The organism is Mycobacterium sp. NGS58 (assembly GCF_059812385.1).
Genome location: NZ_JCALCO010000017.1, coordinates 95,435 through 112,564, shown reverse-complemented (window position 1 = coordinate 112,564; position 17,130 = coordinate 95,435). Strand labels below are relative to the sequence as shown.

The following is a 17,130-nucleotide window of genomic DNA, read 5'->3' as shown; positions in this document are numbered from 1 at the left end:
TACGCTTAGCACGTGACCATCGAACTGTCGCCGCGCCTGCCGGATGGTGAGCGGCCGAGGAATCATCAGGAATTGGCCGCTGAGCAGATGGACCTGGACAACGTGATCAACGAGCTACTCCTGCGGCTGGAGGATCATAAATATCGTTGGGAGCTTTATGAATTCGGACTTTCCGACACTGAAGAGCGACGTCAGGTGCACACAGTCATTGAGCAGCTGCGGCTGGCGGTGCATACGGGTGGGCCAGCCGTACTTCATCCGCTGCGTCACGCGCTGTCTGTAGCTCACTCCGACGACCCCGCGTCGCCTGGATGCTCCGGATAGTCCGAGTCGCGGGCCATGCTCAGCTGCGCACTACCGTCCACGCGGTGCGGGGGACGGCTAGCGCGGTCGTAAACCGACAAAAACGAGGTCGTGAATTGTTCTGGCAATTCGATCTTCGTCGAGCGCATCGTCAAGCACTAGGTAGGTCAGTGCGCTGGTCGTGACGGCACCGAATAGCGCGATCGCGGCAACTGCTGGGTTGTCGAGGGTCACGAGTGAGCCGTCGCCGGCGCCAGCGCGAAGTAACGTCTCGACGGGTGCGAAGTATGCGGCGCTGATCATGTCGGCGATGACGGGCATGCGGGCGGCGCGGCCCAGTTCCCCGATGAGAGCGCGGCAGACGGCGGGTCTCTGTGCCATCACGCGCAGCTGGGCACTGATGACTGCGTGCAGGCGCTGAGCGGCGGAGCCTTCTGCCTCCACGACTGCGGCGACCTCGTGCGCGACTTGCTGTAGGACGTCTTCGAGGAGGAAGGCGAGTATTTCCTCTTTGCCGGCGAAGTAGTAGTAAAGGGTGGCCTTGGCGATGCCGGTGGTGGCGGCGACGTCTTCGATCTTGGTGTCGTTGAGCCCGCGGTCTGCGAAAAGTGCCGCCGCCGGCGGCAGGCGGTCGGCAATTTTTCGCGGAACCTCGCGCATTGACGCTCCTCTCGGTTGGACTTACAGTCTAAACTACTGGATTAGACAGCCGTATAATTAGATTCACAGCGGTAGGAGCTCAGATGACGACGGTGCAACTTCGCTACGACCCGTTCGATGCGACGATTCAGGACGATCTCTACCCCATCTACCGGCAGCTGCGCGACAAAGCCCCGCTGTATCGCGCAGCCGATTCCAACACGTGGGTTTTCAGTCGCCACGAAGATGTCGTCAGCGCGCTGCTTGACCATCACACCTACTCATCCGTGGACGGCATATTTCCAACTCCACCGGGCTCAGATTTCCACGCATCGTTCTTGCCCATGATGATTTTGATGGATCCCCCGCGACACGATCAGCTGCGCGCGTTGGTAAGCAAGGCGTTCACCCCGCGGCGCATCGCGGCGTTAAGTAGTGGGATTGAGGACCTGGCGGAGGATTTATCAGATTGCCTTGACCGGGGCGCAGGGTCGGTTGACTTTGCCGCCGACTTTGCCGCCGTCCTGCCGGCCATGGTGATCGCTGATTTGCTCGGCATTCCTCGCGAGGACCGCGCACAGTTTCGGCAGTGGTCAACCACGATGGTCCAGTCCAATCCGGCGCGCGGTGAGATGGGCGAGGGGCTGGCCGCGGCTGCGGCCGTCTATGCCTACTTCACCGACTTCCTCGCCGAGCGTCGACGCGAACCGCGCGGCGACTTGATGTCGGCCTTGGTGTCCGCCGAGATCGACGGAAAGCGTCTTACTGACGAGGACCTCCTTGGCTTTTGCCTGTTGCTGCTCATCGCAGGCCATGAGACCACCTCGAACCTGCTCAGCAACGCCGCAGTAGTGCTTGCGAGCGATCCCGACATTCGCCGACGACTAGTCGCCGATGACAACTTGCTTGGTCCCGCAGTTGAGGAGCTCCTCCGGTATGACTCACCGGTGCAAGGACTTTCACGAACTCTGACCCGCGACGTCACGCTGCATGGCGTCACGATGTCCGTCGGTGATTCAGTGCTGCTGTTGTTCGGCTCGGCTAACCGTGACGAACGAGTGTTTGCTGATCCCGACGTGTTCGATATCGGGCGCAAACCCGAACATCAAGTGGCGTTCGGCCGAGGTATCCACTTCTGTCTCGGTGCGTCATTAGCGCGGATGGAGGCCCGGATAGCGTTGCGCGCCCTGCTGGCCCGAGTGCCCAACTGGGAAGTCGACCTAGAGAACGCGCAGCGCCTGCGGTCGGGCCTCATCCGGGGCTATATGTCTTTGCCTATCTCGTGGTCGGCAAATTAGCCGAACTGCGCGTCAGGCAGAGCGGCTGGGGCGGCGCCATTCCCGCGGAGCGGGATCACTACGATGCGGGCTCGTCGACCTTGCGGCGGTGCGCGGCGAGGAAGTCATCGACGATGCGCTCACAGTCTTGACGATCGATGGCACGCAGCCCGGTGAGGCGCGCGAAGGCGACCGGCCCCACGAGTTGGCACAGGATCAGCTCGGGGTCGAATTCATCGAGGTCGGCGCAGGCTTCGGGGCTTTGCAAAAGTAGATCGAACGGCTGGCGATACTGCTCGATGATCCGGGTCCGCAGCGCGTGCCGATCGTAGGTCTCCTGAGTGCTGTTTGATGTTGGGCCAAGCGCGACCCAAGCCAGTGTGGTGACGTGCAGCGGCGCCTCCTGGAACAGCGTGGCCTGTCGGCTCAACAGTTCGATGAGTTGGTCGCGCAACGATCCCGTCGCCGGCGGAAGGTGAACCTGCGGCAGCAGCCGTTCAAATGTGGCGGCCAGTAGTTGAGTGGAGCTGCTGAAGTGGCGATAGAGGGTCGTGCGCGCAACTTTAGAGGCCTTGGTGACCGCGTCTATGGTGACGGCTTCAATCCCGCCGGCGCTGAGGAGTTTGGTGGCTGCATCTAATAGCCGGGTCCGGGAGCGCACCAGGCGCGGATCGACATCGTCGTCGACCGGCATGTCAAAACCGTCGCGCTCCATATGGTCACCGTAAACCCTACGCATACCTGGCCCGCACCGAATCGCATCTGCATTGGCGATTGATCCAGCCACTACCCAACTAACGCTACTGTTGGTAGCATAGCGCTACCAATAGTACAGTTATTCGTAGGGGTTTGTGCGTAGTAGGGGGATTCGTGATCAGGCAACGGCTCGAACAACCCGTGGTCCAAAAGGCCACCAATGCACGGCTGGCATGTCGGTTCATGAGGCCATCCCACGAACCCTCCCAACTTGTGCGGCAGGGACTCGCACACGCCGAGGATGGCGTTCTGCGATGAATGCGCTGCTTGCGCTAACCAGGACCCAAGTGTGGATGAGTGCGGCTCGCGGTTTCAGGCTCAGCGGCCGCACCATTACCAGTGACATCCACCGAACGCCGCCGGACCAAGACCGCGTTCGTCCTCGGCATTACCCGCCTCGCTACTGCTCATACCTGGACGACAATTTGATGAACCGGGAAATGTACAACCACGTGCACGACGATCCCACCAGGCTAACTTCCCGGCTGGCTTTTCGTCTGCGGCGTTCATGAACCTTTCAGAATTTCGGCGACGGTGCGTCGTCACGGTCAATCAACCTGCGCGCCGAGGGGCACGTCGCGCCAGGCGCGAAATGCTGGTCCGTCGCCTGCGGGGTGCTCTCGGGCCAATCCAGGTGAGTAGTGCGGTAGCGGTCGACGGGTGCACGCCTGTCGCGGTTTCGGCGACGAAGCGAAAGGGTACTAGCGGTACTGTTCCGACACCGTTAGTTTCTTTTGGGATAACGGAGGTGGGGGATGGCGGACAACGGGTGGGTTTCCTCGGGGGTGGCGACGCTGAGTCGCCCAGTTCGGGAGCAACTTCGCAAGGTCGCGGCGGGCGAGGGCGCATACAGTGATCGACTAGCTCGCCTGGCGGGGTTCAGCATCCGACATAAGGTGCTGGTCATCGGGGCGTGGGTGGTGACCGCCGGCGTCCTGGCGATGCTGTTCCCCCAGCTGGAAACCGTTGTGAAACAGCAGTCGGTGAATCTGGTCCCCCCTGATGCTCCATCGCTGCAGACGGTTGACCGGATGGGCACGGCATTCGGCGAGCAGGGGTCCAAGACCACCGTCTTTGTTGCATTCGAGGACCCGACGGGCCTGACTGCGCCGGTGCGTCAGCGCTACAAAACGATGGTTTCGCGGTTGCGTGCCGACTCCCAGCACGTGCGACTGGTTCAGGATCTGTTAGCCGACCCCGTTACTGCGGGTCAGGCGATGAGCCAGGATGGCAAGGCGTGGTATGTGCCGGTCGGGGTAGCTGGCACGCTCGGCGATCCTAGAGCGGCGGAATCCGTTCGGGCGGTGCGCGCTATTGTCGCCGAGTCGTTTAGCGGTACGTCCACGATCGTTCGTGTAACCGGACCTCCCGCGACATTCAGCGATCTAATCGATTCGGCTGAGCAGGATTTGATTGGCATCTCCATCGTGACAGCCGGTCTGATCGCGGTGATTTTGCTGGTCATCTATCGGTCACTAGTTACCGCGTTGCTGCCATTGCTCGTGATCGGTGTGAGCCTGGCGGTCGGGCGCGGGGTGCTCTCGGCGCTGGGCGAATCAGGAATGCCGGTGTCGCAATTCACGATTGCGTTCATGACTGCCATCTTGTTGGGTGCCGGCACCGATTATTCCGTGTTTCTGATCAGCCGGTATCACGAGCAGCGCCGCCAGATGATTTCGGCTGACCTGGCTGTGATTAACGCAACCGCCACCATCGGGCGGGTGATCATGGCTTCCGCCGCGACTGTGGCGTTTGCGTTTCTATCCTTGGTCTTTGCGAAGCTGAGCGTATTTAGCGCATTAGGCCCGGCGTGCGCGATCGCTGTCTTTGTCGGAGTCGCAGCTACAGTAACGTTGTTTCCTCCGGTATTGGCGCTTGCCGCGAAACATGGCATTGGCGAACCCAAAGCTGACCGCACGCGCCGATACTGGAACTGGATCGCCGTGGCCGTGGTCCGCCGACCCGCCCCACTGCTGGCCGCCAGCCTGGCACTTGTATTAGGCCTCGCGGCTGTCGCGCTGACTATGCACATCAGCTACGACGATCGGCAAGGACAGCCGGCGACGACCACCAGCAATGAGGGCTATCGCTTGCTGGATAGGCATTTCCGCAAAGATATCGTCATCACACAGTTCATGGTCGTCGAATCACCCACAGATATGCGCACCAGTAAAGGCCTAGCCGACCTAGATGAAATGGCGTCTCGAGTGTCGCAATTGCCGGGCGTCACCAAGGTTTCCGGTGTCACTCGGCCCACCGGTGCACGCCTCGATCAGGCACAGCTCTCGTGGCAAAACGGCCAGATCGGCAACAAGATGGCCGGCGCGGTCGCCAAGGGAGACGCCCATAAGGACGACCTGGCCAAACTCACCAGTGGCGCCGACCAACTCGCCGGCGGCCTGGCGCAACTTGACACCACCCTGCGCACGGCATTGACACCGCTGACCGCGGTCCTTACCCAAGCCCAGTCCAGCGGATCGCAATTTCAACACTTTCGCCCTCTGCTGCAGCAACTTTCGGCTACCACACCAACCATCGATCAAGCGATCCGAACCGGGCCGGGACTGCGTCAAGAAGCTCAACAAGCCCAAAACGCGATCGCCACGATCGATCCGCTGGTTGGTGCGCTCAACACCTCCCCGTGGTGTGCCACCACACCCGAGTGTGCCCAGATCCGCGATCAGGTGCAGATTCTGGTGACCTTGCGCGATGGCGGCTTTTTCAGCCAGCTCGCCAACCTGGGCGACATGTACCAGCCGGGCAGCGACAATGCGGCGGGCACCGTAGCAGATCTGCAGAGCACGGTCACCTCGCTGAACAAGGCTTTCGGAGCACTCGGCGATCCCGCCGACATGGCCGGCAATATCCGCCGCCTCCAAAACGGCATCAGCCAGCTCGCGTCGGGTGCACAAGCCCTGGCCACCGGCGTGCACACCCTTGCCGACAGCAACATCGAAATGTTGTCCGGCATGAGTCAGGTCGCCACCCAATTACAAAATTCCGCGCGGTCCAGCGCCGGTTCGGACAACGCCAGCGGCTTTTACCTGCCCGCCAACACCTTCGAGAATCGCCAGTTCGCCGATGTGGCAAAACATTTTATGTCGGCCGATGGCAAGACCGCCCGCTTCGCGATCGAATCGAGCTACAACCCCTACAGCAGCCAAGCGATGGATCTCGCTCAGAAAATCACCGAAGTTGCCGGGGCCGCACGCCCGAACACCTCCCTGGCCAACGCCACGATATCGATGGCCGGTTTCCCCGCCGTCAACTCCGATATTCAGCGCCTGCTGTCGGCCGACTTTCATCTGCTGGCGATCGCCACGCTCGTCATCGTCGGAGTGATCCTTGTCCTTCTCCTGCGTGCCTTGCTGGCCCCGCTCTACCTCCTCGGTACGGTCGTACTCAACTATGGCGCGGCACTGGGCATTGGGACGCTCGTCTTCCAATACGGCCTGGGTAAGGAAATCGCCTGGCCCGTACCGCTTGTGGCGTTCATCATCCTGGTCGCCGTCGGCGCCGACTACAACATGCTGCTGATCTCGCGGTTACGCGAAGAATCCGCTCACAACATTCGCGTCGGCGTGCTACGCACGGTCGCAAACACCGGTTCAGTCATCACCTCAGCCGGGCTCATCTTCGCCGCGAGTATGTTCGGCCTGATGGTCGGCTCTGTCGGAATCATGATCCAAGTCGGATTCATCGTCGGCTGCGGCCTACTACTCGACACCTTCGTCGTTCGCACCCTCACGGTGCCCGCGATCGCTACGCTCCTGCGCGAGGCCAGCTGGTGGCCGCAACGGAAATCCTCGACTCACAACGGCCGACCACACCGGACCACATGACAATTGGCCGAGAGCGCATCCGCACCAGCGACGGGATCACTCTCGTGGCCGATTGCTACCGGCACGCCGCGACTCACCCCGTCGTGTTGCTGCTCCATGGCGGCGGCCAGAACCGTCACGCGTGGGCCACCACCGCCCGTCGACTCTATTCCCACGGCTACACCGTCGTCGCCTACGACACACGAGGTCACGGCGACAGCGACTGGGACCCGAGCGGACAATATGACATCGAACGGTTTGTGTCCGATCTGATCTCGGTACGAGGACACGTCAGCGCCGACAGTCCCCCCGCCGTCGTCGGCGCGTCGCTGGGTGGGCTGATCATCCTCGCTACCCATCTGCTGGCCCCACCCGACCTCTGGGCAGCCGTTGTCCTGGTCGACATCACCCCGCGAATGGAATTTCATGGGGCCCGTCGCATCCTGTCATTCATGGCCGGACACCCCGACGGATTCGGCACGCTCAATGATGCCGCCGATGTCATCGCCGAATACAACCCACGCCGCGCGCGACCCGAAAATCTCGACGGCCTGCACAAGGTTCTGCGCCAACGTAGCGATGGCCGATGGATCTGGCGCTGGGACCCGGCCTTCATCAGCTCCAACTTCGATGTCCTCCAAGGCAATCTCATGACGGGCAGCGAGGAGTTCGACGCCATCAGCGGATTCCTCGCCGAAGGAGCACGTCGAATCACGGCCCCAACGCTGTTGGTACGCGGGGCACTTTCAGACGTAGTCTCCCAGGAAACCGTCAGCGAATTCCGCCAGCTCGTCAGGCACGCCGAAACGACGGACGTCACCGGCACCGGTCACATGGTTGCCGGCGACAACAACGACGCGTTCACCGCCGCGGTTACCGACTTCCTCGACCGCGCCATGAGGACCCTGACATAAGCATCCAGCGAGTCTTCAGCCACCCGGGCTACTGATGTGCCATGGCTTTGGGTTGTGTTGCGTCTGAGTCATTCTCGTCGACAGGAAGGTCGTGCCGAATCGCTCGGACGCGACCTCGCGGCAGACACGCCACGTATCCGTGACACTTGCCATAGAGTTCCCACGAGGTCGCCGCTACATCCGGGTCGACGTCGATGCGGTGGCCGGGGGAGAAACAGAGATGTAAGGCCCCGTCGTCGTCGCACCAGGCGCGCGTGCAGATCGCTCCGGCAAGGTCCAACAGTGGCCGCTCCTCGGGCGAAAGGTTGATGGGGTCGATCAACACTTCATCCGACGGCCAGGCTCCTGCCGGCGGGAGGGTCAGTCGCAGCGGTCGGGAAATCACCAATTCGTTGTAACCGTCGAGGTCGAGTATGAGCCCTTCGTGCAGCGAGACTCGCTGAACGGTGCATTGCTCAATCCATTGCGTGTGCATAACCGCCCCCTTCGACGCGTCGGTGAGTCCCATCTATGCTACCGATAGTAGCGCAACGATACTATTAGTATTCCTATGCGCTATCGCGGGCGTTCCATGCATCAAGAATGCGCTGCAAACCTCGATCAATGCGCTCGCGCGCCTCCCCTGCCGTGCGGCTCTGGTGTGGCTGCGGTCGGTTGACCTGCCGTATGCATGCAGTCGTCGGAATGCGAACACTACGGACCGATCTGAGTTGTCATCCCCAAGTGCGACCATCCCAATATGGCGATCACCATCCCATCCGGCCGGCCCAACTGGCGCTTCATGCGCTACGTTCGGCCGCCGACGAGAGACTCGAAGTTGGAGCCTCTGTACCCATTGAGGCCGGCAACGCGCCCGGTGCGGCTGGGCATTGATGTCGGGACCATCGCGGAGCCGCCGGAGGAGGGCTACATCACCGGGTTCCTGACGCGCGACGAGATCGAGGTGCACCTATTGATCCCGGCGGCAACGGAAGCTCCGAGCGGGTGGACCGAGTTGCTCGATGAACCGCCTTGCCACACCGTCAATTTCACGAACGTAGCTGACGCAGGCAAGTTCTGCGACGCGGCCGAGTTCTCCGTCAGCACCGCTCGTGGCGAGAGCTACCGTGCCTGGTCCAAGGCTCGGTTCTTCGCCGCGTACCAGCAGCTCGATGAGCACGATGCGCCGGACGGCCTCCCCCCGTTGACGCTCGATCAGCGACATCGTGCAGCTGCCTATGCTGCCGCCGCCGGGGCTGTTGGCATCGATGCCATCGTCACCACCGCCCCCACTGCGGGACGAACAGATGTCGCCGACAACGATGTGGTCGTCAGCGTGACACCCGACGCGGCTGTACCACTCATCGGTCACTACTTGCGGGTGACTAGCAATCCGGTTGTGACGGTCGAGCGCGGCATGTTGGTGGGTGGCGGAAGCTGGGAGACGACGGAGTCGACTGCGACCATCGTCAATCTTTACGACTGGGGCACGGTCAGCGGATTGCCATACTTCGATGCCGCTTCAATGTTTGCGGCTGCCGCTAAAGGTGGACCTGAGGCCGCAGAGGCATTCACGTCGGTTCGCATCCGCCTGAGACGTGCAGCGCGCGCGTTCGACGATCTGCTGGCCGCGCTGTCGAACCCGCTGGACGGGAAGCGGAACGAAGATGTTGCCGAGGCTACCGCTGAAGCTTTTGACCGTGAATTACTCTATCTTGCAGCAGTTTTCGATATTTTCGGGCGTGCTTACCAAGCGATGGTCGACCCGTCAGTTGATCGGAAAAAGGCTCGGGGATCACTCGACTCGCGGACCTTCATCGACAAGGAAGTGCGAACGCAGTACGACCAGTCACTTTTGGGTGACGTGACGCGCCTGCGGGTGTATGCGTGGCTCTGCAAGCAGTTGAGGAATCACATCCACGATGGCGTTCTTGCCGTCGACACCCACCCTGGCCGCAGCTACGGCAACACGATGAACGTGGCGCTGAATCTCAGTGTGATTCCCGAGTTAGCCCTCGGTGCCGACAATGAGATGACTCAGCACCACTACGACGCGCTGGGAGTGTGGCAGACCGAACCTGTTTCGCCCTTTACCGGTTCGTCAATGGTGGCCGACCTTGCGACAACCGGTTTCACCCTCATCCGAGCGGCGCTCGAGTACATCGAAGCGTTCACGAAACTTATCGTCCGGAACAAACCGGCGAATGCGCCGTCGTCTAGTGCGTTCCTGGGATGCGTGCAGGCTCGTCCGGGCGAGGTCGAGCCAGCGCCCCCAAAGCGAGCAGTGTTCTATCAAGCACTGTTCGGATTACATCCGGACAGCGTGTAGTGGACCCCTAGCAGCCCGACACGAGGTTGACGCCGTCATGGACCCGCGAATGAGTTTCTTCGTCGAACGCGTCCAGTACACGCACCGCGAATGCAGGATTCATCGCTGACTGAACTTCCTCCCTTGTCATCCAACGAACCTCGCGGGCTTCCGCAGTGGGGTGAGTGTCCCCATCGGCCGGATGGCAGCGGTAGACCAGAGCGACAATCCCATGGGTCAGGTTCTTGTAAACGCCGGTGAGACGTTCTACCTTCACCGTCAATCCGGTTTCCTCAAGGACTTCGCGCCGAACACCGTCCTCAAAAGATTCGCCTAGTTCGAGTACACCACCAGGGGCTTCCCAGTGGCCGTTGTCGTCCCGCCTGATCACGAGAACGCGATCATCGTCACGCACTACGATGCCGGCGACACTGACCGAGTGCTTAGGCGAGGTTGCCATTTCTGGGGTCCTCCTTGTTCGATGCCGGCAGAAGAGACACGGGTTGACTGGCTTCCTAGACTAGTCGTCTAGACATGTGATGGAAGGCCAGCGGGTGCTGCAACTTGGACAAATCGACAGAGCCGATGACAAGCCGCCATATCGGCAGATCGCGGGCATGTTGCGAGAAGCGATCCGTTCCAACCGGCTAGCTCCCGGGGAACGACTGCCGTCTGAGACGGAACTTATCGAGCATTTCGGTGTGGCACGCATGACGGTAAGACAAGCTGTGCAGGAGCTTCGTTCCGAGGGACTGGTCGTCTCGCAGCATGGCCGCGGGGTGTTTATTCGCCCGACGCCCCCCATCCGCCGGCTCGCGTCGGATCGATTCGCGCGACAGCATCGCGCGGCAGGCAAGGCGGCGTTTACCGTCGAGGCCGAGAAATCGGGTTACTCGCCGCAAGTCGACAATATTGCGGTGAGCCGCGAGAAGCCGAATTCGTTTGTAGCGGAACGACTTCGATTATCACCGGACGATGACATCGTCGTGCGATCGCGCCGCTACCTGGCGAATGGCCGACCGGTTGAAACGGCGGTCTCCTTCATCCCGGCTGCTTTCGCCGAAGGCACGAGGATCGAGCAGGTGGACACTGGGCCCGGGGGCATCTACGCCCGACTGGAAGAGAATGGCCACGTACTCGGTCACTTCACCGAGGAGGTCGCAGCCCGAATGCCCACTCCCGAAGAACGGCGGCAACTGGAACTCGAACCAGGCGTTCCCGTATTGACAGTGCTGCGAACCGCATATGACGCGAATGACGTGGCGGTTGAGGTCTGCGACACGGTGAAAGTTGCTTCCGCCTACCTGCTCGAATACGAGTTCCCGGCCCGCTGAGCCCAAAGTCTTCGATCAACTGGGCGTCGACCGTTGCACTCCTCTAGACGACTATGTAACCTCAACTTGTCTAGAGCAGTTCTCATGAAAGGTCGACAAATGTCTGTGCCGAAATGGCTCAAGGTGTCACACCAGCAGGTTTTCCCACGCAAAGCGTTTGTGGTGTCCGACGTGACGGCGGTGATCGATTACGAGCGGTCGACGAAGGACAACAAGGTCCAGGCGACTGATCGAGAATCAGGCGCTCCGTTGTGGCAGGTCGAAGTCCTCGACGGCGACCCGACAGCTAGTAAGCGAGCGCGCACTCTCACCGTCAAGTTCGCAACGCCCAAGCAGCCTGTGTGCCCACCGAACACTGCCGGAATGCCCTTCACACCAGTGATTTTCGAGGAACTATACATATTGCCGTACGTAGACCGTTCGAGCGAATCCGGCCGCATCGCGTGGTCGTTTCGGGCCTCGGGTATGACTGCGGACACCGGCAAGGCGGGGTCCTCAGCGGGAGACCGGGTGTCAGCATGAGTCCGTACGACCCCGTAGTACCTAGCGATCCGTATTCGATTCCAGATCCCGACGCCGGCATCGACTTCTTTGACCTCACGCACCTGCTGGCGGTCGGCGCCATGTGGCTCATTGCGGTGATCGGCGTGGTCGCCGTTTCGCTCGTCGTTTGGAGAGTGCGTTCCCCCGCCACATTTGGGCGTTATGTTGCAACACCAGCATGTCGGGCCCGATGGCTGATCTGGGCATCGATCTCCTGGCCACGGGTTGCCAAGGCCTGCGGGTTGTCGACTCCCGAGCACGTCACACGCACGGACGCACAGGGCAAGAGCAGGACGAGGACAGTTTGGACTCATCCTCGCCTTCTCGGGGTGAGCATGTTCGGCGACTGCCTACGGATGACAGTCCGAACACGGACCGGCCAGACGGTGGACGACCTCGAAAACGCGGTCCCCGCAATTCGTGACGCTGTCGGGGCGCATTCCGCCCGCTCGACACTGATCGGCCCCGGCACGGTTCGCGTGGAATTCGTTATGAAACAATGCCTTTCAGAGGCAGAGACCGCTGCATTCCCAACCAGCGTCGAGCCGACGGGCGTCGAGGTCGGCCGGCGTGAGAATGGGTCGGCATGGACTCTGCGCGTCGCCGGCCTGCACACCCTCACTGTTGGGTGCTCGGGTGCGGGCAAGGGCTCCGTTTTTTGGGGCATTGCAGGCGGATTAGGCCCAGCCATCAAGGCGGGAACCGTGCGGCTGTTCGCCGTGGATCTCAAGTACGGGATCGAAGTGTCAGTCGGGTCTGCACTATTCAGCGGCATTGCGACGACCGAGGCCAACGCCGCGAGACTGCTGACCAACTTGGAGGAGCTACTAGACAGCCGCGGTCGCAGGATGGCCGGCCGAGCGCGTTCGCACACACCGAGCACCGCCGAACCGCTCGTCGTGCTGCTCATCGATGAATTCGCGGGCTTGACCGCATACATGACGGACGCGGCACTGAGGAAGCAAGTTGCGGGCTCACTCTCACGCATCCTGACAAAGGGTAGGGCTGTAGGCATCGTGGTCGCCGCATTCATGCAGGACCCTCGCAAGGAGATTCTGCCCATGCGCGGGTTGTTCACCCAAACCGTCGCACTGCGGCTGCGCTCACGCGACGAAGTCGCCATGGTCTTGGGTGACGGCCTCGCCGACGCCGCCCCCGCGCATCGGATCAACCCAAATGAGCCTGGTACCGGATACGTCATCGCCGAAGACGGGTCAACGATGCGAGTACGCGCCGACTTCTGGCCCGATTCGCTAATCCGTTCTGTCGCACAAGAATACGGGCCTACAAGCTCAAGTCGCGCTGGTTCAGCAGAGAACTGAGGACATCGGCATGACAACCCTCGGCATCAAAACCAGCGCCACCGCGACAGCGACCTTTCCAGAGCTTCTAACAGCGGAGCAGGTGGCCGAGCTGCTTGGCGTGTCCGCTGCGACGGTGAGTCGATGGGGCGCATTGCGCGAACACGGCGCAGACGTGGGACCGCCCTGCTACACGCTATCTGATCGCGTAAGACGTTGGGACGCAGCTGAAGTCCGCGCATGGCTTCGTAAGGTGCGTCGCTAAGTGGCCGGATCGGTCCCGCGCGGTATCCGAAAGCGGATCAATTCGGCCGGTCTGCCGCGCTATCAAGTGCGCTACCTGGTGCGTGATTCAGACTCCCCGTCGGGATGGGCTGAGACGTCGTCGACGTTCGCCACCTTGCGAGAAGCGCGGGCATTCAAGGCCGACCGGGATGGCGAAGCGGCGATCGGCGCCAGACGCTTCGACCCCCGACTTGGCCGGGCCAAACTCGCCGCTGTCTGGACGCAATACAGCGCGTTGAAACGCCCCGCAGTGTCGCCCAAGACCTGGAGCGGCTACACCCAGCATTGGGAACTACGCATCAGTCCGCGTTTCGGCCACGTCCCGGTTGATGAAATCAGCCGAAAGGATATACAGCAATTCATCGATTCCATGACCGTCGGTCCCTGGGCCAAACTCGCCACGCTGCGGCTGCTGCGGTCGATTCTCGACATGGCGCGCGAGGACGGTCGAATCCACAGCAACCCGGCTGACGGGGTGTCATCCGGGCGGATACCCACCCGAGAACGCCACCGCTATCTGACCGCCACCGAAGTCGCCGCCCTGGCAGCCGCATGCGGCGACCACGGCGACGTGGTGATCATCCTCGCCTTCACCGGCCTGCGCTGGTCCGAACTCGTCGGCCTGCGGGTCGGCGACATCGACCTAACTGCGCGTCGGCTCTATGTCCGCCAGGCCGCGCCAGAAGTGGAAGGCCGGATCATCGTCGGGCCGCCAAAAACTCGCGCCGCCGCCCGAACCGTCCCACTCCCCCAAATCGTCATCGACGCGCTCAAACCAAGGATCGATAATCGCGCGCCCACAGAACATGCAATCACCTCGCCAAATGGCGGGTTCCTCAGATCAAACAACTGGCGCCGGCATACCGACTGGAACGAAGCCCTAAAGAAAACCGGACTGGTGCCGCTGACGATTCACGACCTGCGCCACACCTACGCCAGCCTGGCCCGGGCCTCCGGCGCCGACCTCCGCTACGTCCAGAAGACGATGGGGCACTCGACGCCGACCGTCACCGCGAACATCTACAGCGACCTCTATTCAGACGAACTCGACCACGTAGCCACGAATCTCGACCGGCTTCAGGACGTCGCCAAAAACCGGGCGAACGGACAGGAACCGGACACACCGAACCATCCATAGAGTGCCATCACCGCGTCCGTGCAGCTCAAGACTGGTGGCCAGGGGCGGGATCGAACCGCCGACCTTCCGCTTTTCAGGCGGACGCTCGTACCGACTGAGCTACCTGGCCGGAGGGCAGCGAGTGCCTCGCCGCGCTTGGCGACCCTGACGGGACTCGAACCCGCGACCTCCGCCGTGACAGGGCGGCGCGCTAACCAACTGCGCCACAGGGCCTTGCTGCTGCTCCGCGTCACCGCGTCGCGTACCCCCAACGGGATTCGAACCCGTGCTACCGCCGTGAAAGGGCGGCGTCCTAGGCCACTAGACGATGGGGGCCAGAACCGAATCACTCCGGGGTACTCGCAACGTGGTTTCGTTGGGAGCCACGTCAGCTTAGGTCACGGTGTGCCCAATCCTCAAACGAGCCTCGTTTTCGGTCCAAGTATCCTGAATCTCCGCGGCCCCTATAGCTCAGTTGGTAGAGCTACGGACTTTTAATCCGCAGGTCCCAGGTTCGAGCCCTGGTGGGGGCACCAAAGCGCGCACGGCCCGGGCGGTGCGCGCCCGGAGGACGGCTCATCGCCCGAGCACCGCGCTGCTGTAGGTCACATCGGCGAAGGCCGCGGCGACGTCGTCGTCGGCATAGGCGAATCCGTTGGCCGCATGCAGCTCCGCAATGGTCTTCGACGACGTCTGCCAGCCGCGCTGCCTCAGGTGATCGACGATGTGGCTGCGCTGTCCGTGGTAGACGAGGTCGTTGAAGTCGATCTCGAACCCGAGTTCGCTCATCCGGTCGTGGTGGGCGCGCCACCGCGGGTCGGCGAAAACGGCAGTGTCAGGCACGAATTCGAAGGCGAGACGGCTGCCGGGCGCGCTCAGCGTCGTGATGTTGTCGAACAGCGCGTCTTGAGCCTCGTCCGGCAGGTAGACCACCAGGCCTTCGGCACTCCACGCCGAACGCTGCTGCGGATCGAATCCGGCCGCCTGCAGAGCCGAGGCCCAATCGTCGCGCAGGTCGATGGCGACGGTGCGCCGCTCGGCGGTCGGTTCGGCTCCCAGGTCGCCCAGGGTGAGGGTCTTGAACTCGATCACCTCGGGCATGTCGACCTCGTAGACGACCGTCCCCGCCGGCCAGGGCAGCCGGTAGGCGCGGGAATCGAGGCCCGACGCGAGGATCACCACCTGGCCGATGCCGCTGCGGGTCGCGTCGAGAAAGAACTGATCGTAGAACCGGGTTCGGCATGCCATCCCCCGCGCCATTCGCTGCGGATCGAACTCCGTTTGCCCGCCGGCCGCGATTTCGCCGTTCACCAGCCGGACGTAGACGTCGATCCCGACCGCCCGCACCAGCGGAGCGGCATACGGGTCGTCGATCAGCTTCGCGTCGGAAGACAGTGCCCGCTGCGCGGCCACCATGGTCGCGGTCGCGCCGACGCTCGTCGCAAGATCCCAGCGATCACGTTCGGTGCGCGCCATGATGCCCCCTCAGACCGGGTCCGAAAAACATAGACAACCTAGTTACTATCACAGGATCGTGTCACGGCCCGCCGGACTACTCTCCGAGTTATCTGCTCCCCGTTCTACGCCGGAGGACCCGATGACCGATTTCGCGCAGCGGACGATCGACCTGGCTCGCCGCAACGTGACCGAGGGTGGCCGCCCGTTCGCGACGGTGATCGTCCAGGACGGTGCGGTGCTCGCCGAGAGCGCCAACAAGGTGGCCCAGACGAACGACCCCACCGCCCACGCCGAGATCCTGGCGATCCGCGAGGCCTGCATGAAGTTGGCCACCGAACATCTCGTCGACGCCACCATCTATGTGCTGGCCCATCCGTGCCCGATGTGTCTGGGATCGCTGTACTACTGCTCACCCAAGGAGGTCGTCTTCCTGACCACCCGGGACAGTTACGAGCGGTACTACACCGATGACCGCAAATACTTCGAGTTGTCGACCTTCTACGACGAATTCGCGAAGGAATGGGACCAGCGACGCCTGCCGATGCGATACGACCCCAGAGATGACGCCGTAGATGTCTACCGGCTATGGAACGAGCGCAACGGCGGCCGCCGCGCGACGGTCGTTCCGCCGGGCTGAGCCCCGTGCTTGGCAGCGGGACGCGCATTCGCTAGTATTTGCGTATGCATGCAGATAACAGCACAGGCCGGCTGCCTGACGACCAGGCCAACCTGGTCGTGGAGGTGTTCCGGATGCTGGCCGATGCCACTCGCGTGCAAGTGCTCTGGACGTTGACCGACCGCGAGATGGCGGTGAACGAACTCGCCGAGCACGTGGGCAAGCCGGCGCCGTCGGTTTCCCAGCATCTCGCGAAGTTGCGGATGGCCCGGCTGGTTCGCACCCGCCGGGAGGGCACGACGATCTTCTACAGCCTGGAGAACGATCACGTCCGTCAGCTCGTCATCGATGCGGTCTACAACGCCGAGCACGCCGGCCCCGGCGTGCCCGGTCACCACCGCGACGACAGTGGGCTCAAGGCCGTCGGTCAGTCGTCTCGCCCGTCGAACCGGACGCGCGGCGCGCTGAGCGAGCAATAG

Annotated in this window: 17 protein-coding genes and 4 tRNA genes; 13 read left to right on the top strand and 8 right to left on the bottom strand. The window is 62.3% G+C overall.

The window, feature by feature from the left end; all coding sequences use genetic code 11:
• Window positions 1-12: 12 nt before the first annotated feature.
• Window positions 13-324 (top strand): hypothetical protein, encoded by a 312-nt coding sequence (locus AC5Y4H_RS17190; protein WP_131806047.1) that lies wholly within the window; start codon window positions 13-15, stop codon window positions 322-324.
• Between the two features lie 57 nt (window positions 325-381).
• On the opposite strand, the gene AC5Y4H_RS17185 is transcribed toward AC5Y4H_RS17190, so the two are convergent.
• Complete coding sequence (locus AC5Y4H_RS17185; protein ID WP_014710943.1) at window positions 382-963, bottom strand: TetR/AcrR family transcriptional regulator; 582 nt, start codon at window positions 961-963, stop codon at window positions 382-384.
• An 83-nt stretch (window positions 964-1,046) separates the two neighbouring features.
• Here AC5Y4H_RS17185 and AC5Y4H_RS17180 point away from each other — a divergent pair, with 83 nt between their 5' ends.
• The gene (locus tag AC5Y4H_RS17180) at window positions 1,047-2,240 is read left to right on the top strand and encodes a cytochrome P450 (protein WP_014710942.1); all 1,194 of its coding nucleotides are present in this window, start codon (window positions 1,047-1,049) and stop codon (window positions 2,238-2,240) included.
• A gap of 58 nt (window positions 2,241-2,298) precedes the next feature.
• Here the strand turns inward: AC5Y4H_RS17180 and AC5Y4H_RS17175 are convergent, their stop codons facing one another.
• The gene (locus AC5Y4H_RS17175; protein WP_014710941.1) at window positions 2,299-2,934 is read right to left on the bottom strand and encodes a TetR/AcrR family transcriptional regulator; all 636 of its coding nucleotides are present in this window, start codon (window positions 2,932-2,934) and stop codon (window positions 2,299-2,301) included.
• A gap of 796 nt (window positions 2,935-3,730) precedes the next feature.
• On the opposite strand from AC5Y4H_RS17175, the gene AC5Y4H_RS17170 reads away from it, so the two are divergent.
• Together AC5Y4H_RS17170 and AC5Y4H_RS17165 are read left to right on the top strand one after the other, a co-directional pair.
• Window positions 3,731-6,817, top strand: coding sequence for an MMPL/RND family transporter (locus AC5Y4H_RS17170; protein WP_024636820.1), 3,087 nt, complete (start codon window positions 3,731-3,733; stop codon window positions 6,815-6,817).
• Window positions 6,814-7,710, top strand: coding sequence for an alpha/beta fold hydrolase (locus tag AC5Y4H_RS17165; RefSeq protein WP_014710939.1), 897 nt, complete (start codon window positions 6,814-6,816; stop codon window positions 7,708-7,710). The genes AC5Y4H_RS17170 and AC5Y4H_RS17165 overlap by 4 nt, the downstream gene beginning before the upstream one ends.
• 28 nt (window positions 7,711-7,738) lie before the next feature.
• Here the strand turns inward: AC5Y4H_RS17165 and AC5Y4H_RS17160 are convergent, their stop codons facing one another.
• On the bottom strand, window positions 7,739-8,185 hold the full coding sequence (locus tag AC5Y4H_RS17160; protein WP_014710938.1) for a DUF6188 family protein: 447 nt from the start codon (window positions 8,183-8,185) through the stop codon (window positions 7,739-7,741).
• A 264-nt stretch (window positions 8,186-8,449) separates the two neighbouring features.
• Here AC5Y4H_RS17160 and AC5Y4H_RS17155 point away from each other — a divergent pair, with 264 nt between their 5' ends.
• Window positions 8,450-10,018: a hypothetical protein gene (locus tag AC5Y4H_RS17155; protein WP_224097130.1), complete on the top strand. Its 1,569-nt coding sequence runs from the start codon at window positions 8,450-8,452 to the stop codon at window positions 10,016-10,018.
• A gap of 7 nt (window positions 10,019-10,025) precedes the next feature.
• Here the strand turns inward: AC5Y4H_RS17155 and AC5Y4H_RS17150 are convergent, their stop codons facing one another.
• The gene (locus AC5Y4H_RS17150) at window positions 10,026-10,457 is read right to left on the bottom strand and encodes an NUDIX hydrolase (protein ID WP_008263949.1); all 432 of its coding nucleotides are present in this window, start codon (window positions 10,455-10,457) and stop codon (window positions 10,026-10,028) included.
• A gap of 79 nt (window positions 10,458-10,536) precedes the next feature.
• Between AC5Y4H_RS17150 and AC5Y4H_RS17145 the strand changes: the two genes are divergently transcribed.
• The 5 genes from AC5Y4H_RS17145 (at window position 10,537) to AC5Y4H_RS17125 (ending at window position 14,598) form a co-directional block, all read left to right on the top strand.
• Entirely contained in the window at window positions 10,537-11,331 is a 795-nt protein-coding gene (locus tag AC5Y4H_RS17145) for a GntR family transcriptional regulator (protein WP_020821582.1), read from the top strand.
• A 99-nt stretch (window positions 11,332-11,430) separates the two neighbouring features.
• A complete protein-coding gene (locus AC5Y4H_RS17140; RefSeq protein WP_008263947.1) occupies window positions 11,431-11,853 on the top strand; it encodes a hypothetical protein in 423 nt (140 codons plus the stop codon).
• On the top strand, window positions 11,850-13,196 hold the full coding sequence (locus AC5Y4H_RS17135) for a hypothetical protein (RefSeq protein ID WP_020821580.1): 1,347 nt from the start codon (window positions 11,850-11,852) through the stop codon (window positions 13,194-13,196). Before AC5Y4H_RS17140 ends, AC5Y4H_RS17135 begins: the two co-directional genes overlap by 4 nt.
• 10 nt (window positions 13,197-13,206) lie before the next feature.
• Window positions 13,207-13,440, top strand: coding sequence for a helix-turn-helix transcriptional regulator (locus AC5Y4H_RS17130; RefSeq protein ID WP_008263943.1), 234 nt, complete (start codon window positions 13,207-13,209; stop codon window positions 13,438-13,440).
• Window positions 13,441-14,598 (top strand): tyrosine-type recombinase/integrase, encoded by a 1,158-nt coding sequence (locus AC5Y4H_RS17125; protein ID WP_008263933.1) that lies wholly within the window; start codon window positions 13,441-13,443, stop codon window positions 14,596-14,598.
• A 32-nt stretch (window positions 14,599-14,630) separates the two neighbouring features.
• On the opposite strand, the gene AC5Y4H_RS17120 is transcribed toward AC5Y4H_RS17125, so the two are convergent.
• From AC5Y4H_RS17120 to AC5Y4H_RS17110, 3 genes are all read right to left on the bottom strand, one after another.
• A tRNA-Phe gene (locus AC5Y4H_RS17120) sits at window positions 14,631-14,707 on the bottom strand.
• 27 nt (window positions 14,708-14,734) lie between these two features.
• Window positions 14,735-14,811, bottom strand: a tRNA-Asp gene (locus AC5Y4H_RS17115).
• Between the two features lie 29 nt (window positions 14,812-14,840).
• Window positions 14,841-14,913, bottom strand: a tRNA-Glu gene (locus AC5Y4H_RS17110).
• Window positions 14,914-15,037: 124 nt separating this feature from the next.
• Between AC5Y4H_RS17110 and AC5Y4H_RS17105 the strand changes: the two genes are divergently transcribed.
• Window positions 15,038-15,113: transfer RNA gene (locus tag AC5Y4H_RS17105), tRNA-Lys, on the top strand.
• A 40-nt stretch (window positions 15,114-15,153) separates the two neighbouring features.
• Here the strand turns inward: AC5Y4H_RS17105 and AC5Y4H_RS17100 are convergent.
• Window positions 15,154-16,053, bottom strand: a complete 900-nt coding sequence (locus AC5Y4H_RS17100) for a class I SAM-dependent methyltransferase (RefSeq protein WP_499983409.1) — start codon at window positions 16,051-16,053, stop codon at window positions 15,154-15,156.
• A gap of 121 nt (window positions 16,054-16,174) precedes the next feature.
• Between AC5Y4H_RS17100 and AC5Y4H_RS17095 the strand changes: the two genes are divergently transcribed.
• Together AC5Y4H_RS17095 and AC5Y4H_RS17090 are read left to right on the top strand one after the other, a co-directional pair.
• Window positions 16,175-16,672, top strand: a complete 498-nt coding sequence (locus tag AC5Y4H_RS17095) for a nucleoside deaminase (protein ID WP_499983408.1) — start codon at window positions 16,175-16,177, stop codon at window positions 16,670-16,672.
• A gap of 44 nt (window positions 16,673-16,716) precedes the next feature.
• The gene (locus AC5Y4H_RS17090; RefSeq protein WP_499983406.1) at window positions 16,717-17,130 is read left to right on the top strand and encodes an ArsR/SmtB family transcription factor; all 414 of its coding nucleotides are present in this window, start codon (window positions 16,717-16,719) and stop codon (window positions 17,128-17,130) included.